This is a genomic window from Achromobacter sp. RTa (genome assembly GCF_000757485.1).
Lineage (GTDB): Bacteria > Pseudomonadota > Gammaproteobacteria > Burkholderiales > Burkholderiaceae_B > Achromobacter.
The window spans coordinates 96,139-120,082 of sequence record NZ_JPYO01000035.1 but is presented as its reverse complement, the minus strand read 5'-3'; the positions used below and the strand labels follow the sequence as shown (position 1 = coordinate 120,082).

At 68.5% G+C, this 23,944-nt stretch carries 24 protein-coding genes and 1 riboswitch; of the genes, 10 read left to right on the top strand and 14 right to left on the bottom strand.

The window, feature by feature from the left end:
- Nucleotides 1-790, top strand: a 790-nt coding sequence (locus JL37_RS13265) for a CaiB/BaiF CoA-transferase family protein (protein WP_043544597.1), incomplete at its 5' end; no start/stop codon positions are given.
- 29 nt (nt 791-819) lie between these two features.
- Nucleotides 820-1,806 carry a tripartite tricarboxylate transporter substrate binding protein gene (locus JL37_RS13260; RefSeq protein WP_043544596.1) on the top strand — a complete coding sequence of 329 codons (987 nt, stop codon included), beginning with the start codon at nt 820-822 and terminating at the stop codon, nt 1,804-1,806.
- Nucleotides 1,807-1,878: 72 nt separating this feature from the next.
- Here the strand turns inward: JL37_RS13260 and metF are convergent, their stop codons facing one another.
- The 9 genes from metF to JL37_RS13215 all read right to left on the bottom strand — a co-directional run bounded on the left by metF (nt 1,879) and on the right by JL37_RS13215 (nt 10,436).
- Nucleotides 1,879-2,727 carry a methylenetetrahydrofolate reductase [NAD(P)H] gene (gene metF / locus JL37_RS13255; RefSeq protein ID WP_043544595.1) on the bottom strand — a complete coding sequence of 283 codons (849 nt, stop codon included), beginning with the start codon at nt 2,725-2,727 and terminating at the stop codon, nt 1,879-1,881.
- Nucleotides 2,727-3,062, bottom strand: coding sequence for a phage holin family protein (locus JL37_RS13250; protein WP_006389784.1), 336 nt, complete (start codon nt 3,060-3,062; stop codon nt 2,727-2,729). Before JL37_RS13250 ends, metF begins: the two co-directional genes overlap by 1 nt.
- Before the next feature lie 121 nt (nt 3,063-3,183).
- On the bottom strand, nt 3,184-4,602 hold the full coding sequence (gene ahcY / locus JL37_RS13245; protein WP_043544594.1) for an adenosylhomocysteinase: 1,419 nt from the start codon (nt 4,600-4,602) through the stop codon (nt 3,184-3,186).
- A gap of 100 nt (nt 4,603-4,702) precedes the next feature.
- Nucleotides 4,703-4,838: riboswitch (S-adenosyl-L-homocysteine riboswitch) on the bottom strand.
- Nucleotides 4,839-4,889: 51 nt separating this feature from the next.
- Nucleotides 4,890-5,981, bottom strand: a complete 1,092-nt coding sequence (locus JL37_RS13240) for a glycosyltransferase family 1 protein (protein WP_052097161.1) — start codon at nt 5,979-5,981, stop codon at nt 4,890-4,892.
- A gap of 109 nt (nt 5,982-6,090) precedes the next feature.
- Nucleotides 6,091-6,327, bottom strand: a complete 237-nt coding sequence (locus JL37_RS13235; RefSeq protein ID WP_043544593.1) for a DUF1289 domain-containing protein — start codon at nt 6,325-6,327, stop codon at nt 6,091-6,093.
- An 87-nt stretch (nt 6,328-6,414) separates the two neighbouring features.
- Entirely contained in the window at nt 6,415-7,317 is a 903-nt protein-coding gene (locus tag JL37_RS13230; protein ID WP_043544592.1) for an alpha/beta fold hydrolase, read from the bottom strand.
- 48 nt (nt 7,318-7,365) lie between these two features.
- The gene (gene leuD / locus JL37_RS13225) at nt 7,366-8,016 is read right to left on the bottom strand and encodes a 3-isopropylmalate dehydratase small subunit (protein WP_043544591.1); all 651 of its coding nucleotides are present in this window, start codon (nt 8,014-8,016) and stop codon (nt 7,366-7,368) included.
- The gene (leuC, locus tag JL37_RS13220; RefSeq protein ID WP_043544590.1) at nt 8,013-9,434 is read right to left on the bottom strand and encodes a 3-isopropylmalate dehydratase large subunit; all 1,422 of its coding nucleotides are present in this window, start codon (nt 9,432-9,434) and stop codon (nt 8,013-8,015) included. The genes leuD and leuC overlap by 4 nt, the downstream gene beginning before the upstream one ends.
- 18 nt (nt 9,435-9,452) lie before the next feature.
- Complete coding sequence (locus tag JL37_RS13215; RefSeq protein WP_043544589.1) at nt 9,453-10,436, bottom strand: tripartite tricarboxylate transporter substrate binding protein; 984 nt, start codon at nt 10,434-10,436, stop codon at nt 9,453-9,455.
- 128 nt (nt 10,437-10,564) lie between these two features.
- Here JL37_RS13215 and JL37_RS13210 point away from each other — a divergent pair, with 128 nt between their 5' ends.
- A complete protein-coding gene (locus JL37_RS13210) occupies nt 10,565-11,488 on the top strand; it encodes a LysR family transcriptional regulator (protein ID WP_043544588.1) in 924 nt (307 codons plus the stop codon).
- A 13-nt stretch (nt 11,489-11,501) separates the two neighbouring features.
- Here JL37_RS13210 and JL37_RS13205 read toward each other — a convergent pair whose 3' ends face one another.
- The gene (locus tag JL37_RS13205; RefSeq protein ID WP_043544587.1) at nt 11,502-12,506 is read right to left on the bottom strand and encodes an Lrp/AsnC family transcriptional regulator; all 1,005 of its coding nucleotides are present in this window, start codon (nt 12,504-12,506) and stop codon (nt 11,502-11,504) included.
- 81 nt (nt 12,507-12,587) lie between these two features.
- Between JL37_RS13205 and JL37_RS13200 the strand changes: the two genes are divergently transcribed.
- Nucleotides 12,588-13,904, top strand: coding sequence for an MFS transporter (locus tag JL37_RS13200; protein WP_043544586.1), 1,317 nt, complete (start codon nt 12,588-12,590; stop codon nt 13,902-13,904).
- Between the two features lie 9 nt (nt 13,905-13,913).
- The gene (locus tag JL37_RS13195) at nt 13,914-15,341 is read left to right on the top strand and encodes an amidase (RefSeq protein ID WP_043544585.1); all 1,428 of its coding nucleotides are present in this window, start codon (nt 13,914-13,916) and stop codon (nt 15,339-15,341) included.
- 63 nt (nt 15,342-15,404) lie between these two features.
- Here the strand turns inward: JL37_RS13195 and metK are convergent, their stop codons facing one another.
- On the bottom strand, nt 15,405-16,568 hold the full coding sequence (gene metK / locus JL37_RS13190; RefSeq protein ID WP_043544584.1) for a methionine adenosyltransferase: 1,164 nt from the start codon (nt 16,566-16,568) through the stop codon (nt 15,405-15,407).
- Nucleotides 16,569-16,851: 283 nt separating this feature from the next.
- Between metK and JL37_RS13185 the strand changes: the two genes are divergently transcribed.
- From JL37_RS13185 to xerC, 5 genes are read left to right on the top strand one after another with little or no spacing between them, the layout of a single operon-like run.
- Nucleotides 16,852-17,718 (top strand): lysophospholipid acyltransferase family protein, encoded by an 867-nt coding sequence (locus tag JL37_RS13185; protein WP_043544583.1) that lies wholly within the window; start codon nt 16,852-16,854, stop codon nt 17,716-17,718.
- Between the two features lie 35 nt (nt 17,719-17,753).
- Nucleotides 17,754-18,644 carry a lysophospholipid acyltransferase family protein gene (locus JL37_RS13180; protein WP_043544582.1) on the top strand — a complete coding sequence of 297 codons (891 nt, stop codon included), beginning with the start codon at nt 17,754-17,756 and terminating at the stop codon, nt 18,642-18,644.
- A 29-nt stretch (nt 18,645-18,673) separates the two neighbouring features.
- Nucleotides 18,674-19,585, top strand: a complete 912-nt coding sequence (dapF, locus tag JL37_RS13175; RefSeq protein ID WP_043544581.1) for a diaminopimelate epimerase — start codon at nt 18,674-18,676, stop codon at nt 19,583-19,585.
- A 3-nt stretch (nt 19,586-19,588) separates the two neighbouring features.
- Nucleotides 19,589-20,266: a DUF484 family protein gene (locus JL37_RS13170; protein WP_043544580.1), complete on the top strand. Its 678-nt coding sequence runs from the start codon at nt 19,589-19,591 to the stop codon at nt 20,264-20,266.
- Nucleotides 20,267-20,294: 28 nt separating this feature from the next.
- Nucleotides 20,295-21,284 (top strand): tyrosine recombinase XerC, encoded by a 990-nt coding sequence (xerC, locus tag JL37_RS13165; RefSeq protein WP_052097159.1) that lies wholly within the window; start codon nt 20,295-20,297, stop codon nt 21,282-21,284.
- Here the strand turns inward: xerC and JL37_RS13160 are convergent.
- From JL37_RS13160 to JL37_RS13150, 3 genes are read right to left on the bottom strand one after another with little or no spacing between them, the layout of a single operon-like run.
- Entirely contained in the window at nt 21,281-22,300 is a 1,020-nt protein-coding gene (locus JL37_RS13160) for a nickel/cobalt transporter (RefSeq protein ID WP_043544579.1), read from the bottom strand. The two genes, xerC and JL37_RS13160, sit on opposite strands and share 4 nt — an antisense overlap.
- Nucleotides 22,291-22,884: a DUF1007 family protein gene (locus JL37_RS13155; RefSeq protein WP_231570338.1), complete on the bottom strand. Its 594-nt coding sequence runs from the start codon at nt 22,882-22,884 to the stop codon at nt 22,291-22,293. The genes JL37_RS13160 and JL37_RS13155 overlap by 10 nt, the downstream gene beginning before the upstream one ends.
- A 50-nt stretch (nt 22,885-22,934) precedes the next feature.
- Nucleotides 22,935-23,936 carry a metal ABC transporter substrate-binding protein gene (locus tag JL37_RS13150; protein WP_043544577.1) on the bottom strand — a complete coding sequence of 334 codons (1,002 nt, stop codon included), beginning with the start codon at nt 23,934-23,936 and terminating at the stop codon, nt 22,935-22,937.
- Nucleotides 23,937-23,944 lie beyond the last annotated feature (8 nt).

The window sequence follows — 23,944 nt, the reverse complement described above, 5'->3', positions numbered from 1 at the left end:
CTACGGCTATTCGGAGCAAGGCCCGTACGCCGGACGCGCGGCCATCGACGACACCATCCAAGCGGCGTCCGGCATGGCCTGGCTGCAGGGCGGCGCGGGCGCGGATGCGCCGCGCTACGTCAATTCCGTGGTTGCCGACAAGGTGGTGGCGCTGTATGTCGCCAACGCCGTCACCAGCGCCCTGCTGGCCCGCGAACGCGGCGCGGGCGGCCAGGCCGTGGAGGTGCCCATGTTCGAATGCATGGTGGCCTTCCTGGCGCCGGAGCACCTGGCCGGACTGACCTTCGTCCCGCCCGAAGGTCCGGCGGGCTACACGCGCCTGCTCAACGAATACCGGCGCCCTTTCCGCACCCGCGACGGCTACATGAGCGTGGTGCCCTACACCACGCCGCAGTGGCAGCGCTTCTTCGCGCTGGCCGGCAATCCCGAGATGGCGCAGGATCCGCGCTACCTCACGCTCAACAGCCGCAGCAAGCATTTCCCCGAGCTGTACAGCTACGTCGAAAGCGTGTTGAGCGAGCGCACGACGGCGCAATGGACCGAGCTGCTGGCCACCGTCGACATTCCCTACGCGCCGGTCAATGGCTTCGAAGAGCTGCTGGCCGATCCGCACCTGCGCGCCACGGGCTTCTGGCATGAATCCGAGCACCCCACCGAAGGGCGCCTGATCCAGGCGGGCCTGCCCGTCAGCTTCAGCCGCACGCCCGCCGATATCCGGCGGCACCCGCCCAGCCTGGGCGAACACACGGCCGAAATCCTGGCGGAAGCCCAGGCCGGCCGAAGGTCCTGAGTCCAGGTTCCAAGCACGAGGAGACAAACATGAAAAACAATATCCGATCCGCCCTGATCGCCGCTGCGCTGTGCCTGCCCGCGCTGGCCGGCGCCGCAAGCCAGGGCGCGCCGCGCTACCCGCTGGCGGACAAGCCGATCCATTTCGTCGTCGGCTTTCCCGCCGGCAGCACCATCGACAACGTTTCGCGCGTGGTGCTCGACGATATCCGCGCCCGCAGCGGCGCGCAGATCGTCGTCGAGAACAAGCCCGGCGCGCTGGGCGTGCTGGGCGTGGACACCGTGGCGCGCGCCGCGCCCGACGGCTACACCATGATGCCGAGCTCCAGCGCCACCAGTTCGTCCGGCCCCTATCTGTCCAAGGCCTTCCAGCGCTACGACGCCATGAAAGACTTCACCCAGGTCGGGCGGGTGGTCCGCTTCGACGTGGTCATCGTCACGCGCGCCGCCGGCCAGCACGGCGATGCGCGCCAACTGGTGGCGGCGGCCAAGGCCAAGCCGAACGCGGTCACCAGCGGCTACGGCTCGGGCACGGGCCAGGTCGTGGCCGCGGCCTTCAGCCGAGCCGCGGGAGCCGAAGTGTTGGGCGTGCCCTACAAGGGCCAGCCGGCCGCGGTGACCGACCTGCTGGGCGGGCGCATCGATTTCGTGGCCGCCGATCTCGGCGCGGTGCTGCCGCAGATCCGCGCCGGCAACCTGAACGCGGTGGCCCTGGTGTCGGCCAAGCGCTCCACCATCCTGCCGTCCGTGCCCACAGCTCAGGAGCTAGGCATGGGCAGCCTGGACCTGACCGGCTGGATCGGCGTGGCCGGCCCCGCCGGCCTCGCTCCCGAAGCCGCAAGCTGGTGGTCGGAACAGCTCACCGCGACGATGCGCGAGCCGGCCATCCAGGAAAAGCTGCGCGCCATGGGCATGGAGCCCGATCTGTCCACGGGCGATCCCTTGCAGCAGTTCGTGCGCGCCCAGTACGACGCCTGGGGCCAACAGATCCGGCAGGCCGGCATCCAGCCGGAATAAACGGCAGGCCCAAAGAAAAGCCCACCCGCAAGGGTGGGCCCGGCCGCCAGGGCGGCATGCTGCGCGGCGCCGCTACGCTTGCAGCGACAGCTCCTTCCACACCGCCATCGGCGCTTCCGCGTGGTTCAAGGTGTAGAAATGCACGCCCGGCGCGCCGTTGTCCAGCAGCGTCTGGCACAGCTCGGTCACCACGTCCACGCCAAAGGCGCGGATGGAAGCCTTGTCGTCGCCGAACTCCGCCAGGCGCAGGCGGATCCAGCGCGGCACTTCCGCGCCGCACATCTCAGAAAAGCGCAGCAGCTGCGTGTGGTTCGTGATGGGCATGATGCCCGGCACGATGGGTACGTTCACGCCCTTGGCCTGGGCCCGGTCGACGAAGTCGAAGTAGGCGTCGGCGTTGAAGAAGTACTGCGTGATGGCGGCGTTGGCGCCGGCCTTCACCTTGCGCACGAAATGATCCAGGTCGGCCGAGGGATTGGCCGCCTGCGGATGCATTTCGGGATAGGCGGCCACTTCGATGTGGAACCAGTCGCCCGTTTCCTCGCGGATGAACGACACCAGTTCATTGGCGTAGCGCAGTTCGCCCGCGTCGCCGCCCATGCCGGAGGGCAGGTCGCCGCGCAGGGCGACCACGCGCCGCACGCCTTCGTTCTTGTAGGCCTGGAGGATGTCCCGCAAGTCCTGGCGGGTGGCGCCGACGCACGAGAGGTGCGGCGCCGCATCGCAGCCCAGGTTGCGCAGCGTGCGCACGGCGTCGGCCGTGCCGGCGCGCGTGGAACCGCCCGCGCCGAACGTCACGCTGACGTACTTGGGCTGGATGGCCAGCATCTGCTTGGCCGCGCGCACCAGCCGTTCTTGGCCGGCCAGGTCGCGCGGGGGGAAGAATTCCAGACTGAAGGCGGGAGTAGTCGAGTCAGACATTAGGGGATCAGCTTGGTGAGCAGGCCCGAGATGATGCTGTACAGGATCGCACCGCCCACGGCCCACCAGAACCCGTTGACCTGGAAGCCCTTCAGCACGGAGCCGACGAACCAGAACAACAAGGCGTTGATGACGATGAGGAAGAGACCGAGCGTGACGATCGTGATGGGCAGCGTCAGCAGCACCAGCACCGGCTTGACCAGCATGTTCACCAGGCCCAGCACCAGCGCGGCGATGAGCGCCGATCCGAAACTGGCCACCGTGATGCCGGGCAGCAGGTAGGCGACGGCCAGCAGGGCCACCGCGTTCAGGATCCAGACGAGTATCAATGCCATGTTCGACCTCCTGTTTGGGTCCGTCGGCCCCGCCGCCGCAATGCGAGCGCGAGGGAAGCTCCGCGGACCGGAAAGCCCGCGCCGACATGGCGCGGCACTTTCCTATTTTGCTATCAACCGATCAATAGCGGTAGTGATTGGGCTTGTAGGGACCCTCGACCGGCACGCTGATGTAGTCTGCCTGTTCCTGGCGCAGGGTGGTCAGCTGCACGCCCAGCTTCTTCAGGTGCAGGCGGGCGACCTTCTCGTCCAGGTGCTTCGGCAGCACGTAGACCTCGCCGGACTTGTAGGCTTCGTTGCGCGTGAACAGCTCGATCTGGGCGATCGTCTGGTTGGCGAACGACGACGACATCACGAACGAGGGGTGGCCGGTGGCGCAGCCCAGATTCACCAGGCGGCCCTGGGCCAGCAGGATGATGCGCTTGCCATCCGGGAAGATCACGTGGTCGACCTGCGGCTTGATCTCTTCCCATTTGCAGTCGGCCAGGCTGGCGACGTCGATCTCGTTGTCGAAGTGGCCGATGTTGCACACGATCGCCTGGTCCTTCATGGCGCTCATGTGCTCACGCGTGATGACGTGGTAGTTGCCGGTGGCGGTGACGAAGATGTCGCCGTGCGCGGCCGCTTCTTCCATCGTCACGACCTTGAAGCCTTCCATGGCGGCCTGCAGGGCGCAGATCGGATCGATTTCGGTGACCCACACTTGCGCGCGCAGGGCGACCAGCGCCTGGGCGCAGCCCTTGCCCACATCGCCATAGCCGGCCACGACGGCGATCTTGCCGGCGACCATGACGTCGGTGGCGCGCTTGATGCCGTCCACCAGCGATTCGCGGCAGCCGTACAGGTTGTCGAACTTGGACTTGGTGACCGAGTCGTTGACGTTGATGGCCGCGAAGGCCAGTTCGCCCTTCTGCGACATCTGGTACAGGCGGTGCACGCCGGTGGTGGTTTCTTCCGTCACGCCCTTGATCAGGGCCAGGCGGGTCGAGTACCACTTGGGATCGCGCTGGAGCGTTTCCTTGATGGCGGCGAACAGGATGCGCTCTTCGTCGCTGCCCGGATTGGCCAGCACCGAGATGTCTTTCTCGGCCTTGGTGCCCAGGTGCAGCATCAGAGTGGCGTCGCCGCCGTCGTCCAGGATCATGTTGGCGTTTTCGCCATTGGGCCATTCGAAGATCTTGTGCGTGTACTGCCAGTACTCTTCCAGCGTCTCGCCCTTGACGGCGAAGACCGGCGTGCCCGAGGCGGCGATGGCGGCGGCGGCGTGGTCCTGCGTGGAGAAGATGTTGCACGAGGCCCAGCGCACTTCGGCGCCCAGGGCCACCAGCGTTTCGATCAGCACGCCGGTCTGGATGGTCATGTGCAGGCTGCCGGCGATGCGGGCGCCCTTGAGCGGCTGCTGGGCGGCGAATTCCTCGCGGATGGCCATCAGGCCGGGCATTTCGGTTTCGGCGATGGCGAGTTCGCGGCGGCCCCAGCCGGCCAGCGACATGTCGGCGACGATGTAGTCGGAAAAGGATTTATCGGTCACGGCATTCATGGTGTGTAGGCTCCACGTGAAATACGAACGGCGCGCAAGATGGCCGGACAACGCGAAAACACCACGACAGTCGAGTGCCCGCCTTTTCCGCCATATGCGACAAAGGTGAGCGCCGTTGCTGTAGCGCCGCGCAAGGCGCGCCGCTTGAACAAGGATTCCTGAGCCTGGCGAGCCGGGTTCCGCCAGCAGGCTGTGCCGCCGGGAACCGCAGGGTCGTCGCAACGCTCCTCAGGATTGCCGGGCATTGTACCCGGTAACCGGCCGGCGGGCAGCAAACCCCTGCCCCGCTAGCGGCCATTTCCCCGTCGGGCGGCCTCGAGCGAGTAGGCTCCCTCCGGCACGCAGGACACGTCCGCATCCGCCGCGGCGCGGGCGGTCCCGTCCAGCGCCACCAGCGCCGCCAGCAGGTCGGACGCAACCGCATCCCAGCCGCGGGTCAGCGCATGTTCGCGCACGGCGTGGCGGTCGAGCGACAGCGCGGCGCGGCAGGCGTGGGCAAGGTCCTCGTCCAGGAAGCCCGTTACGCCCTGGGCCACCACCGCCAGCGGCGCCTCGCTGCGGAACGCCGCCACCGGCGTGCCGCAGGCCATGGCCTCCAGCATGACGAGGCCGAACGTGTCGGTCAGGCTGGGAAACACGAATACGTCGGCTCCGCCATACAGTTCCGGCAGCGCGCCGTCGTGCTGCATGCCGGTGAAGACCGCGCGGGGGAAACGCTTCTTCAGGCGCGCCTCGTCCGGCCCTGCGCCCACCACCACCTTGCTGCCCGGCAGGTCCAGCGACAGGAAGGCATCCAGGTTCTTCTCCCGCGCGACCCGGCCGACGCTCAGGAATACCGGACGGGGCAAGCCCTCGAATGCGGTGCTGGGACCGGGCTGGAATTTGCGGGGATCGACCCCTCGCGACCAGACCTGCAGGTTCGCCAGGCCACGCCGCGCCAGGATGTCGCGCACTGTGGGCGTCGGCACCAGCACGCGCTGCGACGGCCGGTGGAACCAGCGCAGGTAACGCCAGGGCAAGGCAGCCGGGATGCCCATGCGCGCCTGCAGGTAGTCGGGAAACATGGTGTGGAACGAGGTGGTGAAGCGCCAGCCCCGCGCCAGCGCCATGCGGCGCGCGGCCAGGCCCAGCGGGCCTTCGGTGGCGATGTGCAGCGCGTCGGGCACGGTATCGCCCAGTATGCGGCGCAGTTGCCGGCCCGGTTGCAGGCAAAGGCGCAAATCCGGCTCGGACGGCGCCGGGACGGTCCGGCTGCCCTGGGGGTTCACCACGATCAGTTCGTACCCCCATTCACCCAGGATCCGTTGCATGGTCGTCCAGGTGCGGACGACACCGTTGACTTGCGGATGCCAGGCATCCGTGACCAGGACGATGCGCATGATGGAGCCGGAAGTGGGCGATGGCTAGATTTAGCCCGCGCCATGTGACACGCCCAAGACGGCGTGGGCGCCCGGCCCGGATCATGCGGGAAGCGGCCTCGTTCAGGCCTCAGTTGTTGCGGCGGGGATACCCCTGCGCCTTGATGCGCACCCAGACCTCGCGCTTTTCCTCTTCCGTCATGAAGACCCAGTTGGCGACTTCCATGGCCGTCCGGCCGCAGCCGCGGCAGATGTCGTCGAACAGCGTGGAGCAGACCGCGACGCAAGGGGAATCCGTGGCCTTGAAGGCGCGTTGCGCGTCTTCGGCGGCAGGTAATTCGGAAAGGTCGGCGATGTAGCGATTCATGGGCGAAGGTTAACACCCAGGGTGCGTCCCTTTTTGGATGGCCCTACTGCCCATCCTGGCTTGGTTGACAGCCCTCGCCCCTGAGGTCTAGCGGGCCGTGCCGGCGCCCCATCCGAAGAATGCCCGGACCTGGGCGAGCAGCGCCTCCGGGCATTCCTCCGCCAGGTAATGCGCCCCGGGCAGCGGCCCGCCCGACACCTCGTCCGCCACCGCCCGCCACAGGGCGAGCACATCGAAATTCCTGCCCACCGCGCCCTTTTCCCCCCACAGCACGCGCAGCGGCTGGCGCACGCGTGCGCACGCGGCCCGGCTCGCGCGGTCGTGCTCCAGGTCCAGCGTGGCGGAAGCGCGGTAGTCCTCGCAGATGCCCGTGGCCCAGCCGGGCAGCCGCGCGGTCCGCTCGTACTCGGCCATCGCCGCGCCGGAAAAATGCGCCAGCCCGCCGGGCCGCCCGCCCATCACCGAGCGCAGGTAGAAAACGGGGTCGCGCTCGATCATGGTTTCCGGCAATGGCGCGGGCTGGATCAACCAGAACCAGTGGAAATAGGCCTGGGCGAAGGCGCGCGTCGTGCCTTCGTACATGTCCAGCGTCGGCGCGATATCCAGCAGCATCATCCGGGTGACCGCGGATGCGTGGTCCAGCGCCAGCCGATGCGCGGCGCGCGCGCCCCGGTCGTGCGCCAGGACCTCGAAGCTCGAATGGCCCAGGGCCTTCATCAACTCGACCATGTCGGCGGCCATTTCGCGCTTGGAATGCGCGGCGTGGTCCGCCGTGGCGGCCGGCTTGTCGCTGTCGCCATAGCCGCGCAGGTCCGCCGCCACGCAGGTCCGGTGCCGCGTCAGTTCCGGCCACACGCGATGCCAGATGGCGTGGGTCTGAGGATGCCCATGCAGCAACAGCATGGGCGGGCCCGAACCGTCGATGCGCGCCGCGATCTGGATGCCGTTGGCGGCGATGCGGCGCACGGGAAGGTCGAAGAAATCGGTCATGGGTCTCCCTTGTAGCCTGCGCGAGGCTCGTTGTGGCGCGGACGGACGCTAGCCGGCCCTGCCGGCGTCCAGGCGGTCGCGCACCTGGCGCGCCACGTCCTTCATCCACGGATGGCGCGCCCAATGCCCGGCCTCGAAGCGCTCGACCTCGTCCAGCCGCTGCAACGAGGCCCCCACCATGTCCAGCCCCTGGGCGTACATCCGGCGATGACGCTCGGGCAAGGTAAAGCCCGCGCTCCAGCCGTCCGCCGCGCTGACCCGCCCCGCCGCGATATCGATGCCGACGCGGTTGGTGGCCCTATTGGACACCCGGGCGAGCAAGGCGTCGACCTCGGCCGGCGCCAGGCTGACCAGCAACAGCCCGTTGTTCACGGCGTTGAAGTAGAAGATCTCGCCGAAGCTGGGCGCGATCACCGCGCGGATGCCGAATTGCTGCAGGCCCCACACGGCATGCTCCCGGCTGGAGCCGCAACCGAAGTTCGGCCCCGCGACAAAAATGGACGCGCCGGCATAGGCGGGCTGGTTCAACACGAAATCGGGCCGCGGCGCGCCATCGGCATCGAAGCGCAGGTCATGCAGCAGCCCCCGGTCCAGCCCCGACTTGTCGATGATGCGCAGGAACTGCTTGGGCATGATCTGGTCGGTATCCAGATTGGAAAAGGGCAAGGGCGCGGCCACGCCTTCCATCATCGGGTTCATGCTTGCTGCTCCCATTCGCGGACATCGACGATGCGGCCCGCCAGCGCGGCGGCGGCGGCCATCGCCGGGCTCATCAGGTGGGTGCGTCCCGCCCGGCCCTGCCTGCCTTCGAAATTGCGGTTGGTGGTGGACGCGCACCGCTCGCCCGGCGTCAGCACGTCGTCGTTCATGGCCAGGCACATCGAACAGCCCGGCTGGCGCCATTCGAAGCCCGCCTCGATCAGTTGCGCCGCGACGCCCTCGGCCTCGGCCTGGGCGCGCACCGCTCCGGATCCCGGCACCACCATGGCCCGCACGCCGGCGGCCACCTTGCGCCCGCGCACGACGCTCGCGGCCGCTCGCAGGTCCTCGATGCGCCCGTTGGTGCAGGATCCGATGAATACCCGGTCTACCGGCAGGCCCGCGATCGGCGTGCCGGGCGCCAGGCCGATGTAGTCCATCGCCTTCTCCAGCGCCAGGCGCGCCAGCGCGTCGGGCTCGGCCCGCGGGTCAGGCACGACGCCGTCGATCGGCATGGCCTGGTCGGGGCTCGTGCCCCAGGTGACGAACGGCGCGATCGAGGCGGCGTCCAGCACGTGTTCCGCATCGAAGACCGCATCGTCGTCCGAGCGCAACCCGGCCCAGCAGGCACGCGCCTGCGCCAGGGCCTCGCCCTGCAATTGCGGCGCGTGCGCGGCGACGTAGGCGTCGGTGGTGGCGTCCGGCGCGATCAGCGCGGCGCGCGCGCCGGCCTCGACCGTCATGTTGCACAGGGTCATGCGGGCCTCGGCCGAGAGCGCATCTATTGCCTCGCCGCAGAATTCCACGGCATGCCCGCGCGCGCCCTGCGCGCCTATGCGGTGCACCACGCAAATGACCAGGTCTTTGGCCGTGACGCCGCGCGGCAACGCCCCGTCGACGCGAATGCGCATGTTGCGCGCAACGCGGTAGGCCAGCGTCTGCGTGGCCAGGATGTGCTCGACCTCGGAGGTTCCGATGCCGAAACCCAGCGCGCCCAGCGCGCCGTAGGTCGTGGTGTGGCTGTCGCCGCACAGCACCACCATGCCCGGCAGCACCATGCCGTGTTCGGGCGCGATCACGTGCTCGATGCCCTGCAGCGGATCGGTCGTGTCGAACAGCGCGATGCGCTGCGCTTCGCAATTGCGCTTGAGATTGACCGCCTGCCGCGAAGAGGCCTCGTCCGCGATCACACGCAGCGCTGCGGGCACCGGATGGGTAGGAATGATGTGGTCCACCACCGCCATCTGCTGCCCGGGACGCAACACCGCGCGCCCGCGCGCCGCCAGGCCGCTGAAGGCCTGCGGGCTGGTGTATTCGTTCATGATGTGCAGGTCGACGTAGAGCAGCACGTGCTCGTCGTCGATGCGGGCCACTTCATGGCTGGCCACCAGTTTGTCGTACAGCGTCATGCCGGGCATGTCTTGCGTCCTCGAGATTCAGTTCGCCTGGATTCCGGCGTCCTTGACGATGCCGGCCCAGCGCGTCATTTCTTCGGCCACCATGGCGTCGGTCTTGTCCGGCGTGGAGATCAGGGGGTCGAAGCCTTCCTTGCCCATGCGCTGCGCGAGCTCGGGGGAACGGAGGGCTTGCTCCAGCTTGGCGTTCAGCACGTCGATCACCGGCTGCGGCGTGCCCGCGGGCGCGCTGATCACGAACCAGGTATTGAACTCATAGCCGGGCAGGCCGGATTCCGCGATGGTGGGCACGTCGGGCAGCAGCGGCGACCGCTTCGTACCGGTCACCCCCAGCGCGCGGAGCTTCTTGCCGTCCACTTGCGGCTTGGCCGCGGAAAGCACCGGGAAGCTCATCTGCACCTGCCCGCTGATGGTGTCGAGCATGGCGGGGCCGCCGCCCTTGTACGGCACGTGCAGGATCTGCGTGTGCGACACGGACTTGAATAGCTCCGCGGCCATGTGGAACGTGCTGCCCGTGCCCGCCGAACCGAAACTCAGGTCGTTGGCCGGCCGCTCGCGCACGTAGGCCAGGAGTTCGCTCACATTGGCTACCGGCAAGCCGTTGGTCACCGTCAGCACGTGCTGGGACGTCCCGACCGTGCCCACCGAACGCAGGTCCTTCCTGGTGTCGAACGGCATGCTCTGGAAAAGCGCGGGGTTGATCGCCAGCGACATGGTGTTGATCGCCAGCGTATAGCCGTTGGGCTCGGCGCGCGCCACCGCGGCCATGCCGATATTGCCGGAGGCGCCGGCCCGGTTCTCCACGACCACGCTTTGTCCCAGCGCCCGGCTCCAGGCATCGGAAATCAAGCGCGCGGCGATATCCACGCTGCCGCCGGGCGCAAACGGCACGATGAGCGTTACCGCGCGTTCGGGAAAGGCGCCGGCGGCGGCGGCCGGCTGGATCCAACAGGTTGCGGCGGCAAGGGCCGCGCACAAGGCGCCGGCCGCGGTGTTGATCTTCATTCCTGGTCTCCTCGTATGGCCGCGCTCCGCGGCTCTGTATATTGGCGAGTCCAGTGTATAGGCCTGTTGGATTCTTATAATTAATAATCAGCCTAAAGCTTTATTAAATCTGATTTATAAATAAGCCCATGGACGCCCTATCGGATCTGGCCTTCTTCTCCCTGGTGGTCAAGCATGGCAATCTGTCCGCCGCCGCGCGCGAGCTGGGCCTGACGCCGCCCGCGGTCAGCACGCGGCTGGCCAAGCTGGAACAACGCCTGGGCGTGCGGCTGCTGAACCGCACCACGCGCCGGGTCAGCGTCACGCAGGAAGGCGAGCTCTACCTGGCCGAAGGCGGGCGCATCCTGGCCGACCTCGAAGCCCTGGAACGCTCGGTATCCAGTGCCCGGGCCCAGCCCCAGGGCCTGTTGCGGCTGAACGCCACCTTCGGCTTCGGGCGCGCGCACATCGTGCCCGCGGTGTCCGACTTTGCGCGCCAATATCCCGAGGTGGAAGTGCAGATGCGGCTGACCGACAGGCCGCTCAACCTGATCGAGGAAGGCTTCGACGTGGCGGTGCGCTTCGGGGATCTGCCGGACGCGCGGCTGACCGCGCGCAAGATCGCCTCGAACCGCCGGCTGCTTTGCGCGTCGCCGCGCTACCTCGATACCTATGGCGAGCCGCGGGCCCCGGGCGACCTGCAACGCCACCGCTGCATCGTGGTGCGCGAAAACGACGTGGCCTACGGCACCTGGCGGCTGGAATCCGGGCTGCGCGCCGAAACCGTCAAGGTGCGCGGCCCGGTCAGCTCCAACGACGGCCAGAGCGCGCTGGAATGGGCCTTGGACGGGCACGGGATCGTCATGCGGTCTGAATGGGAAACGGCCGCCCACTTGCGCGCCGGCCGCCTGCGCGTCGTGTTGCCGGACTGGCACACCCCGCCCGCCGACATCCACGCCCTGTATCCGGAACGGCTGAACCTGCCGGCCAAGACGCTGGCCTTCGTGGAATTCCTGTCGCAGCGCTTCGCCCGCCACCTGCGGCCGCCGGGCTCGGACGACCCGGTATGGTGACGCGGCCCGCGCGTCAGGCCTCGTCGGGCCCCAGGCGCGTGCCGGCGCGCACGATGCCGCAACGCTTGTGCGCCCGCATCACCACGCCGACCTCGCTGTTCAGCACGCCGTCCAGTTCGCCCAGGCGGCGCGTAACCACTTCCCACAGGTGCAGGCTGTCGCGGCACAGCACGTGCCAGAACAGCTGGGACGCGCCGCTGGTGCCGAACAGGCAGCGCGTGTTCGGATCCAGCGCAAGATGCGCGGCCAGCGCGTCCACCGCCTGCGGCCGCACCTGCACGGAAATCACCGCCTCTACCGGGAATCCGACCAGCGCCGGCTCCACTTCCACGCGAAAGCTCAGCGCGCGCCGCTCCACCATGTTGTGCAGCAGACGCTGGGCGGTGGGCTCGCTGACGCCGGCCTGCTCGGCCAGTTCGGCCAGGCTGGCGCGGCCGTCGCGCATCAGGTAGGCCACCATGCGCTGTTCCGAGTCCGTCAGTGCGGAGGGCGGTTGCGCAAGCGCGGACTCGGCGGCGGCATCCGCCTGAGCCTGGATGCGCCACTGCCCGGCGCGCCGGAACGGCCGCAGCACCAGCCGCGCCTCCACGTGTTCCACGCCGTCGATGGACGGCAGCACACGCGTCACCACGTCCGGCATGTCGGCCGCGTCCGCCAGCGTCAGCTCGGCCATCAGGTCGGCCGAACCGGCCAGCGTGACCACCAGTTGGCTGATGTCCAGCCGCGCGAGCTGGTCCGCGACCTCCGGCACGCGGCCCGAGCGGCAGCGCACCCAGGCATGCAGCACCACGCCCCGGCCGGTGGCCAGCGGATCGGGTTCGGCAATGACACGCAGGGCGTCCGCATCCATCAGGCGCTTGATGCGGCGCGCAACGGTGCGCTCGGCAATGCCCGTGGCCGCGCCCAGTTCGCGCCAGGAGGCGCGCGGGTCCGCCTGCAGCGCGATCAGGCAGGCCAGATCGGTGTCGTCCAGCCCTGGAGCTAGGGGCTTACCCTTACTTGACGTGTCCATATTCATTAAATTAACGTTCGCGCATTGATAAAAACACAAAATTAAACGGTCTTTTTGACCAAAAATAAATTCTTATTTGAGGTTTTCATGAGCAGCACTTCAGCGCCCCTGCGCAAGCCGCAGGGGGCAGCCGCATCGGCCGGCGCCGCGCCCGTTTCCCGCGCACGCACCATTCTGGCCGGTAGTGTAGGCAATGCGGTCGAATGGTTCGACTGGACCATCTACGCTTCCTTCGCCATTTTCTTTTCCAGCCAGTTCTTCCCCGAAGGCAACGAAACCGCCGCCCTGCTGGCGACGTTCGGCATTTTCGCGGTGGGCTTTTTCATGCGCCCCGTGGGCGGCTGGCTGCTGGGCATCTTTTCCGACCGCTACGGCCGTAAGGCCGCGCTGGGCCTGACGATCCTGATGATGGCCGGCGGCTCGCTGATCATCGCCATCACCCCCACCTACGCCACCATCGGCCTGGCAGCGCCGCTGCTGCTGACCGCCGCGCGTCTCCTGCAAGGCTTGTCGCTGGGGGGAGAGTATGCCTCGGCCACGACCTTCCTGGCGGAAATGGCGCCGCCCAACAAGCGCGGCTTCTACTCCAGTTTCGTATTCTTCAGCGCCGCCGTGGGCATTCTGGCCGCCTCGGCCATCGGCTGGGTGCTGACCTCGACGCTGACCAAGGCCGACATGGCGGCCTGGGGCTGGCGCATCCCCTTCCTGCTGGGCGCCCTGGGCGGCCTGGCCGGCATGTGGATCCGCCGCTCGATCCCCGAGACCGAGGCGTTCTCGCACGCCAAGAAGGCCGGCGTCGAAAAGCAGCCGCTGCGCACCCTGCTGCGCGACCACCCGCGCGAAGTGCTGCGCATCGTGGGCTTTTCCATCCTGACCACCTTCGCGTTCTACATCTTCGTGGCCTACGTGCCCACCTACGCCATCCGCCAGGTGCACGCGGATCCCAAGACCGCGTTCGCCGCCAATACCGTTGCGCTGGTCGTGTTCATGCTGGTGCAGCCCTTGTTCGGCATGCTGTCCGACCGCATCGGCCGCAAGCCGCAGCTGATCTTTTTCGCCGCCGGCTACCTGGTGTTCTTCTACCCGCTGATGACCACGCTGGGCCCGTCGTTCGGTTCGATCCTGGCGGTGGAGCTGTTCGGCCTGGTGCTGTACGCCATGTACACCTCGATTGCGCCGGCCATCATGTCCGAGCAGTTCCCCACCAGCGTGCGGGCGGTCGGCATCGGCACTCCCTACAACCTGGTCGTGGCGCTGCTGGGCGGCACCACGCCCTACCTGCTGACCTGGCTGCAAAGCAAGGGCATGGAACGCTGGTTCTTCTATTACGTGCTGGCGGGCGCCGTAATCACGCTGATCACTTTCATCCGCATGCCTGAGACCAAGGGCCAGAGCCTGAAGTAAATACAAGACATGCCAGCACAAGACAACGCCCTGCACTTCCAAGACGCCCAGGCTCTTGCCGGCGCCATCCGCCGGCGCGAACTCAGCTCGCGCCAGGTCACCACCCACTTCCTGGACCGCATCGAGCGCGCCCCCGCTCTCGCCGCCTACAGCGAAGTCACGGCCGAGCGCGCGCTGGCCCAGGCCGACGCCGCCGACCGCCTGCTCGGCGCGGGCATCCTGCTGGGGCCGCTGCACGGCGTGCCGGTAGCGGTGAAAGACAGCGTGCAATGGGAAGGCGTCGCCGCAAGCCTGGGCTCCAGCGCCCTGCGAGGGCGGACCAGCGGCCAGACGGCCGCCGCGCTGCGCGGCCTGGCCGCGCAAGGCATGGTCGTCCTGGGCAAGACCCGCATGACCGAATTCGCCTTCGGGCTGTCGGGCCAGAATCCCACCCAAGGCACCGCGCGCAATCCCTGGGACGCCCACGTGGCGCGCGCGCCGGGCGGCTCGTCCAGCGGCGCCGGCGTGGCCGTGGCCGCCGGGCTGGCGCCGCTGGCGCTGGGCGGCGACACCGGCGGTTCGGTGCGCGCGCCCGCCGCGCTCAACGGCCTGGTCGGCTACAAGCCTTCCACCGGCGTCATCAGCCTGGCGGGATGCCTGCCGCTGTCGGAAACGCTCGATGTGCTGGGCCCGATCTCGCGCAACGTGGCGGACGCCCGTCTGCTGGCGCAATTGCTGGCCGGCCCCGACATCGACGACGCAGCCACGCTGGCCTTCCCCGCAAGCGCCATTGCCGCCCTGCGCCAGCCCGCAAGGCGCGGCGCCGGCCCCCTGGCCGTGCTGGCCCCCGAGGCGTGGCCCGCCCCCCTGACGGATTCCGGACTTGCGGCCTGGCACGAGGCGCAGGAAAACCTGGCGCGGGCGGGCTTCGCGCCCACTCCCTGGCGCCCGCCGGCGGCCCTGTCGTTCGCCCGCATGGCGGACGACAATTCCCTGGTGCTGGCCTACGAGGCCTACCGCCACTACGGCGCGCTGGCCGAAGACCCGGCGCAGCCCCTGTGGGAAGTGGTGCGCGCCCGCATCGCCGCGGGCGGCCGGATCGCGCAGGCCGACTACGAAGCCGCCCTGCTGCGCCGCGCCGCCGGCATGGCCGCTTTCGCGCATGCCATGCAGGACGTGGACGCCTTGCTGATGCCGGCATGCGACCAGGCCGCTCAGGCGCTGGATGCGGACGATACGCGCCACGCCAGCCTGGGCAGGCTGCTGCGGCCCGCCAACTTCCTGGGCGCGGCCGCCATCTCGCTGCCGGCCGGTTTCGACGCCGAAGGCATGCCCATCGGCGTCCAGCTGCTGGCGCCCGCGGGCGGCGACGCCGCGCTGCTGGATTGCGCCGCGGCGCTGGAGCCCGTGCTGGCTCCGGCGGTCCGGCGGCCCGACCTGTCGTCCTGGAACCTGTGATTCCGCCGCGCCAATGAAAATGCCCCCGCGGATGAGCGGGGGCATTTTTTTGAAGAGCAGCGCTTACAGGGCCTTCTTCAGTTCCTGCACCTTGTCCGTGGCTTCCCACGAGAACTCCGGCTCCGAACGACCGAAGTGGCCGTAGGCGGCGGTCTTCGCGTAGATCGGACGCAGCAGGTCCAGCATGTTCACGATGCCCTTCGGACGCAGGTCGAAGTGCTCGCGCACCAGCTTGGCGATCTCGTGATCGGGGATGACGCCCGTGCCTTCCGTGTAGACGGTGATGTTGATCGGCTCGGCCACGCCGATGGCGTAGCTGACCTGCACCTGGCACTGGCGTGCCAGACCGGCGGCCACGATATTCTTGGCCACGTAGCGCGCGGCGTAGGCGGCCGAGCGGTCCACCTTGGACGGATCCTTGCCCGAGAACGCGCCGCCGCCGTGCGGGCATGCGCCGCCGTAGGTGTCGACGATGATCTTGCGGCCGGTCAGGCCGCAGTCGCCTTGCGGGCCGCCGATGACGAAACGGCCGGTCGGGTTGACCAGGAACTTGGTCTTGGGCGTGATCAGGCCGTCGGGGAAGCTCGGCTTGATGATGTCTTCGATCACGGCTTCGTGGATGGTCTCTTGCGAGACCTCGGGCGAATGCTGGGTCGACAGCACCACCGTGTCGACTTCCGCCGGGCGGCCGTCGATGTAGCGGAACGTCACCTGCGACTTGGCGTCGGGGCGCAGCCACGGCAGGCGGCCATCCTTGCGCAGTTCGCTCTGGCGCTGCACCAGGCGGTGGGCGTACCAGATCGGGGCGGGCATCAGGTCGGGAGTTTCATCGCACGCGTAGCCAAACATCAGGCCCTGGTCGCCCGCGCCCTGGTTCAGGTAGTTTTCCGAGCTGCGGTCCACGCCCTGGGCGATGTCCGGCGATTGCTTGTCGTAGGCGACCAGCACCGCGCAGCCCTTGTAGTCGATGCCGTACTCGGTGTTGTCGTAGCCGATGCGGCGGATCGTGTCACGCGCAACCTGGATGTAATCGACGTTGGCGGTCGTGGTGATCTCGCCGGCCAGCACGACCAGGCCCGTGTTGCACAGGGTCTCTGCCGCAACGCGCGCGTTGGGGTCTTGGGTGAAGATGGCGTCGAGGATGGAGTCTGAAATCTGGTCGGCAACCTTGTCGGGGTGCCCTTCAGAGACGGATTCGGAGGTGAAGAGAAAGTCGTTGTTGGCCACAGATGCGTCCTTACGTGCCCGGCTTTGCCGGCGCATAGGTTCACGAGGCGCGTAGCACCTCGAACCGTATGCCTTGCGGCATACCCCGGATCTGGGCGCGACGCTTTAGCGGATTTGGCAAAGGACGCGCAACGCGCTACACCCTTGCCGTCGCCCCGCAAGTTGTCGGTTAACTCGGCGACTGGCTCATTTTAGGCGAAAATGCCGTTCTGCTGCTCGTGCCTGGGCGCCTGCCCGTTCCCGGGGCCCGGGCGCCCCCCTGCCAGCCCCTTACCTTTGCCGCATGCTGCTCTTCCTGTTCAGATTGTTCGCCGCCCTTCCTCTCCCCGTCGCGCACGCCCTGGGGCGCCTCGCCGGGCGCGCGATCTACGCCTGGCCAGGCAAGTACCGGCGGCGGCTCCAGGCGAACGCCGCCCAGGCAGGCTATCCGGACCCGGCCTTCGCGCGCCGCGCGGCCGGCGAGATCGGCGCCATGATCCTCGAAAGCCCGCGGGTCTGGTTCCGCAACGAAGACAGCCTGGCCCGGGTCGTCTCGGACGACAACGACGTGGTCAGCGCGGCCCGCGCCGAAAACCGGGGCATCCTTTTCCTGACGCCCCACCTGGGCTGCTTCGAAATCACGGCCCGCTACCTGGCCCGCCAGATGCCGATGACGGTCATGTTCCGCCCGCCGCGCAAGGACATCCTGGCCCCGCTGCTGGAAACCGCGCGCAACAGCTCGGCGGTCAACGCGGTGCCCGCCACCATGCAAGGCGTGCGTGAATTCGTGCGCGCCCTGCGCCGGGGGGAATCCGTGGGCATGCTGCCCGACCAGGCGCCCAGCGTGGGCGACGGCGTCTGGGCCCCGTTCTTCGGACGCATGGCCTACACCATGACCCTGCCAGGCAAGCTGGCCACGCAGACCGGCGTTTCCATCATCCTGACCGCCGGTGAAAGGCTGCCCAAGGGGCGGGGCTGGCGCATCCATTATGTCCGGGTGCCCGAACCGCTGCCCGCCGATCCCCAGGCGCAGGCCGCGCTGCTCAATGCGGCCATGGAAACGCTGATCCGCCGCTGCCCGGAGCAATATCTCTGGAGCTACAACCGCTACAAGACGCCGCGCGGGGCCCCGCCGGCGCCGGCCGCCGATACGGCCTCCACGGCGGGCTGAACCCGCCGCGCCCCGCCCGTTCCCCTGCTGACACTATGACTGATTTCAAAACGCGCGCGCTGGTCTCCCTGTTGAAATGGTTCGGTCGCATCAAGCCGTCGACGCGGCTGCGCATCGGCGCCTGCCTGGGCTGGCTGGCGCCGCGCCTGGCGAAGTCGCGCGCACGCATCGTCCGGCGCAACCTGGAGCTGTGCTTTCCCGACCAGCCCGAGTCCGTGCGCGAACGCTGGCTGGCCGAGCATTTCCGCGCCCTGGCGCAATCCATCGTGGACCGCGGCGTGCTCTGGTACGGCACGCCGGAGGCCATCAAGGAAATGGTGACGCAGACCGGCAGCGAACGCATCAACGAACTGATCGCCGAAGGCCGCTCGGTGATCCTGTTGGCGCCGCACTTCATCGCGCTGGACGCCGCGGCGACCAGGCTCACCATGGACGTGCCCAGCGCCGCCACCATGTATACCCCGCAAAGCGACCCGCACATCGACGCCGTCGTGGCCGCGGGCCGCGCCCGCTTCAACGAAGTCTTCCTGGTCAGCCGCAAGGACGGCGTGCGCGAACTGCTCCGCCATCTGCGCGCCCCCCGCCCCGTCTACTACCTGCCCGACATGGACTTCGGCCGCCAGGGCTCGGTCTTCGTGCCCTTCTTCGGCGTGCCCGCCGCGACCCTGCTCGCGACCGCGCAGCTGGCCAAGAAATGGAATGCCGCCGTCATGCCCATCGTGGGCTTCTGGAATCCGGAAACCGGCCGCTACCACGTGGATGTCCTGCCGCCGCTGGCCGATTTCCCGGGCGAAGGATCGCTGGAAGACGCCACCGCCCGCCTGAACCGCGAACTGGAATCCTGGGTGCGCCGCTGCCCCAGCCAGTACTACTGGGTCCATCGCCGATTCAAGACGCGGCCGCCGGGCGAGCCCAAACTTTACTGAACCCCGGCCGCGCCGCCCGCGCCCCAATAATGGGCGATAATCCGGTGATGAACTGGAACTTCACCAAAATGCATGGCGCGGGCAACGATTTCGTCGTGCTCGACGGGGTTCGCCAAACGATCGAAATGACGCCCGAGCGCGCGCGCGCGTTGGGCGACCGGCATTTCGGCATAGGCGCCGACCAGATTCTCCTGGTCGAGCGGCCCACCCGGCCCGACGCCGATTTCCGCTACCGCATCTTCAATTCAGACGGCAGCGAGGTCGAGCATTGCGGCAACGGCGCCCGCTGCTTCGTGCGTTTCGTGCACGAACAGGGCCTGTCCGACCGCAACCCGCTGCGCGCTGAAATCGCCACGGGCATTCTCGTCCTGGACGAAGGCGACGACGAGCAGGTAACCGTCGACATGGGCAGCACCCGCTTCGACCCGGCCGCCCTGCCGTTCAACACCGACGGCCTGGCTGCGCAACGCCAGGGCGACGACACGCTATGGGAGCTCCCGCTGGACGCGCCCGCCGGCCTGCCGCGCTCCGTCCCGGTGTCCGCCGTGGCCATCTCCAATCCGCATGCCGTGCAGGTCGTGGAAAACGTGGACACCGCCCCCGTCTCCGTCCTCGGCCCGCTGATCGAGACCCATCCCCGCTTCCCGCGCCGCGTCAACGCCGGCTTCATGCAAGTGGAAGACCGTAACAACATCCGCCTGCGCGTCTTCGAACGGGGCGTGGGCGAAACCCTGGCCTGCGGCACGGGCGCCTGCGCCGCCGTCGCAGCCGGCATCCGCCGCGGCCTGCTCGATTCCCCGGTGCGCGTACAAACGCGCGGCGGCGTGCTGACCGTCGCCTGGAACGGCGAACAGTTGCGCATGACCGGTCCGGCGGAATCCGTTTTCACGGGGCAGGTCGACATCGACAAGCTCGTCTTCTCCATGGGGCTGAACCGATAAGCCATGACTGATACCGCTTTTACCGCTCACGACATCGCCGGCTTCCTGCAAGAGAATCCCGGCTTTTTCGACGAACACGCCGACGTCTTCGCCACGCTGCAAGTGCCCCATCCCCACGGTTCGCGCGCCATTTCGCTTGGCGAGCGCCAGATCATGACGCTGCGCGAACGCAACCGCGAGCTGGAATGGCGCCTGAGCGAGCTGGTGCGCAACGCCACGGCCAACGAAACCATCGGCACGCACCTGGCCAAGTGGTGCAGCCGCCTGCTGTCCGAATGCGATCCCCAGCGGGTGCCGGGCGAAATCGCCCTGGGCCTGGCCGAACAGTTCGATTTGAACCATGCAGCCCTGCGCCTCTGGGACCTGTCCGAACTGCCCGCGAACGGCTACGGGGAGCCCGTCTCCCAGGACGTGCGCGCCTTCACCGACAGCCTGAAGGCCCCGTACTGCGGCGCCGACACGGGTTTTGAAGCCGCCGGCTGGCTGGACGCCAAGCCCAAGTCGCTGGCGCTGGTGCCCCTGCGCCTCGAAGCGGACGGCCCTGCCGTCGGCCTGCTGGTGCTGGGCTCGGACGACGCCGAACGCTTCACCCCCGAAATGGGCACTACGTTCCTGGAATCCATCGGCCAGCTGGCGTCGGCGGCGCTGCATCGCCTGAACCCCGCGACCCCCAAGGTCTAGGGCCTGTTCATACGAAAGGGAGCCGTGCATGGGGAACGCCGCGCAGGACACAGACCCGCCGGAAGCGCCCCTGCCCGACGCGATGGGCGCCTGGCTGCGCCACCTGGAAACGAACCGCCGCTATTCGCCCCATACGCTGGACGGCTACCGCCGCGAGCTGCGTTTCCTGCGCGCGCTGGCCGACAAGGCGGGGCTGCCGCTGGACAAGATCGGCAACGGCCACATCCGGCAATTCGTGGCGCGCCTGCATGCCGAAGGCCGCGGTCCGCGCAGCCTGGCGCGCACGCTGGCCGCCTGGCGCGGTTTCTACCAATGGTGGGCGCCGGCGATCGAATTGGCGGGCAACCCCGTGGCGGGCGTGCGCGCGCCCAAGGCGCCCCGCGGCCTGCCCAAGGCCTTGTCGGTGGAACAGACCCAGGCCCTGCTGGACCGCGCTCCGGCGCAGGTGGCGACCGAGCCCGCCGCGCTGCGCGACCAGGCCATGTTCGAACTGCTGTATTCCAGCGGCCTGCGGCTCTCGGAGCTGGTCGGGCTGGACCTGCGCTACGAACGCGCCAACGGTTATGAATCGCGCGGCTGGCTGAACCTGGACGAAGCCGAGGTCGTGGTGCTGGGCAAGGGCGGCAAGCGCCGGTCCGTGCCCGTCGGCCACGCCGCCGTGGAATCCTTGCACAAATGGATCGCTGCGCGCCCGCAGCTTGCGCCCTTCACCTCGCAGCCCGAGGACGCCGCGGCGCTCTTCCTCGGCGCGCGCGGACGCCGCATCTCGCCGCGCGTGGTGCAACTGCAGCTCGCGCGCATCGCGCAAGCGGCCGGCGTGCCTACCCATGTGCATCCGCACGTGCTGCGGCACAGCTTCGCCAGCCATGTGCTGCAGTCCGCGCAAGACTTGCGCGCCGTGCAGGAAATGCTGGGCCACGCCAATATTTCCACCACCCAGGTCTATACCCGGCTGGACTTCCAGCACCTGGCGCGCGCCTACGACCAGGCGCATCCGCGCGCCGGCCGCAAGTCCTAACCGCCCCCGGCCGCCGCGCCGCCCAGCAGCATCACCCCCAGCAACAGCACGGCCAGCGCCGCGAGCGCCTCCACCGCGTAGCGCAGGCGCGCCGCGCCCGCGCCCGAAAGCCGGCGCCCAAGGCGATTGGCCGCGCCGCCGGCCGCCACGGCCAGCATGGCCAATGCGGCGACGGTCAGGCCGGTGCCCACGCCCATCGCCAGGGCCGAGGCCACGCCAGCCAGGAAAAAGCCCTGCGACAACGCGAACACCAGCACGATCAAGGCGCCGCTGCAGGGCCGCAGGCCCACGGCCAGGATCGCCGACGCGGCGCGCCGCAAGTCCAGGCGGCCCGCCACGCTTTCGGGTTCGGGCACATGCGCGTGCCCGCAAGCGCAATCGTGTCCATGGCTGTGCCCATGGCCGTGTCCATCGCCGTGCGCATGGCCATGCGGGGACGCGGACGCGCGCGTCCGCAACGGGCGGATCACCTTGGTCCAGACCAGCCATGCGCCCAACGCCGTCACCAGCGCATACGACGCCAGCTCCAGCCAGCGCGTGGCCGTGTTCATCACCGTGGCGGTGGCGTTGAACACCACTGCCAGGACGGCCACCATCGCAATCGCAACCAGCGCCTGGATCAAGGCGGACAACAGCGCCAGCAGCGCGCCGTTGCGGGCGGTCTGGCGGTTTGCCAGCACATAGGACGAGATCACCGCCTTGCCATGGCCTGGGCCCAGGGCGTGAAACACGCCATAGGCGAACGACAGGCCGACCAGGACCCAGGCCGCGCCGCCATCGTTCTGCCAGGCGCGCACCGCGCCCGTCAATTGCCGGTAGAAATGGGACTGCCAGACGGCGACCTGGCCGAAGAAGCCGGACAACCATCCCGGCCCGCCCGCGCCGCCGCTTTCCGGCACGCCGAAAGGGTGGGCGCCCTGCGCTGCCGCGGTCGCCGTCCACATCGCTGCGCTCCATCCCAACAGCACCAGCGCGAGCGCCGCGGCAACGGACTTCGCCGGCCGCGCTACGGGCATCTCACCTCGATGCGGTGCGTCAGCCCCTTGGTAATGGCGAAGAGTTCGTCGGGCAACGCGTCCGGATCGGCCGGGATCGCCGCCAGTTGCTGCATGGTTTTCCAATCCAGTTCCTTGGGCTTGCGGTAGGCCGACGCACAGGCCGCGCCTTGCGGGCCTCCGAGGGACACGGCGTTCTTGCCATCGAAGGCGTAGGCGACGAAGTAGGTCGGATCGTAGATGTCCACTTGCGCGCCGTCCTTGCCGGGCGGGGCCGGCTCGGCCAGCGGCAATGTGAAGGACAGGGTCAGGCGCGTGGTCTTTGGATTCCAGTCGACGCGCGCGTCCCGCGGCGCCGCAAAGCCCGCGGTCCTGCCGTCCAACGTGACGCGGGTGAAGTAGTGCGATACCGGTTCACCCAATGCCTTCATCCAGTCCTGCGCCATGCCCTGCAATACGTCCGCAGGCAAGGAGCCGTCCTTGCCCCGCTTCAAGCCCTGCGTGGCATAGGCGCCGAACATCTCGTCAAACAGCCAGGTCTGCCGCACCGCCGTGATGCGCTTGTCGGCGTCGATTTCAATGACCGCGCGGGCGTCGATCCACATGTGCGGGTGCGCGCCGGCCGCACCCGCGCTCAGCAGGGCCGCCGCAGCGGTCAAGGTTGCAAGGCCGCGGCGAGCTGACGTGCGTTCCATTCGAACATTTCCAGATAGGTGGCGCCGGGCTGGCCGGCCTTGGACAAGGCGTCGGAATAGAGCGTACCACCCACCTTTGCCCCGGTTTCCCGCGCTATCTGCTGGACCAGCTTGGGGCTGCTGATGTTTTCCACGAACACCGCAGGCACGCGCTCGCGCTTCACCTGCTCGATGATGCGCGCCACGTCGCCCGCCGAGGGCTCGGCATCGGTCGACATCCCCATCGCCGAAATGAACGCAACGCCGTAGGCATCGCCGAAATAGCCGAACGCGTCGTGCGAGGTCACGACCTTGCGGCGTTCGGCGGGAATCGCGGCGAACGTCTTGCGGACATCGGTATCCAGCGCCTGCAGGCGCGCGATGTAGGCCTGGGCGCGTTCGCGATAGGCGTCCGCGTGCGCCGGGTCGGCGGCGGCCAGCCCTTCCGCCACGTTGCGGGCGTAGATTACGCCGTTGGACAAGTCCTGCCAGGCATGCGGATCGGCATCGCCGTGGTGGTGGCCATCCTTGTGACCGTGCCCATGACCGTGCCCATGATCGTGATCGTGATCGTGGTCGTGGTCGTGGCCATCGTGACCGTGGCCCTCGCCGGCTTCCGCGAACTTGCGCGGCGTCACGCCCTTGGAGGCGACTACGGTCAGGCCGGAGAACCCTGAGGATTTCGCCAGGCGCGGCATCCAGGTTTCGAAATCCAGCCCATTCACGAACAGCACGCCGGCGGTGGACAGTTTTTTCGCATCGCCCGGCGTGGGTTCGTACTCGTGCGCATCGCCGTCGGGCCCGACAAGCGTGGCCACGCTGACGTCCTTGCCGCCGACTTCGCGCACGATGTCTCCCAGGATGGAAAAACTTGCCACGGCCTTCAGCGGGCCCGCGGCGTGCGCAGCCCCGAAAACGGCCGAAAGGCACAGGCCGGCCACGGCCAGCAGCGCGCGGCGGCGCGCGGTGGAAACGGAACGCATGGCGAATC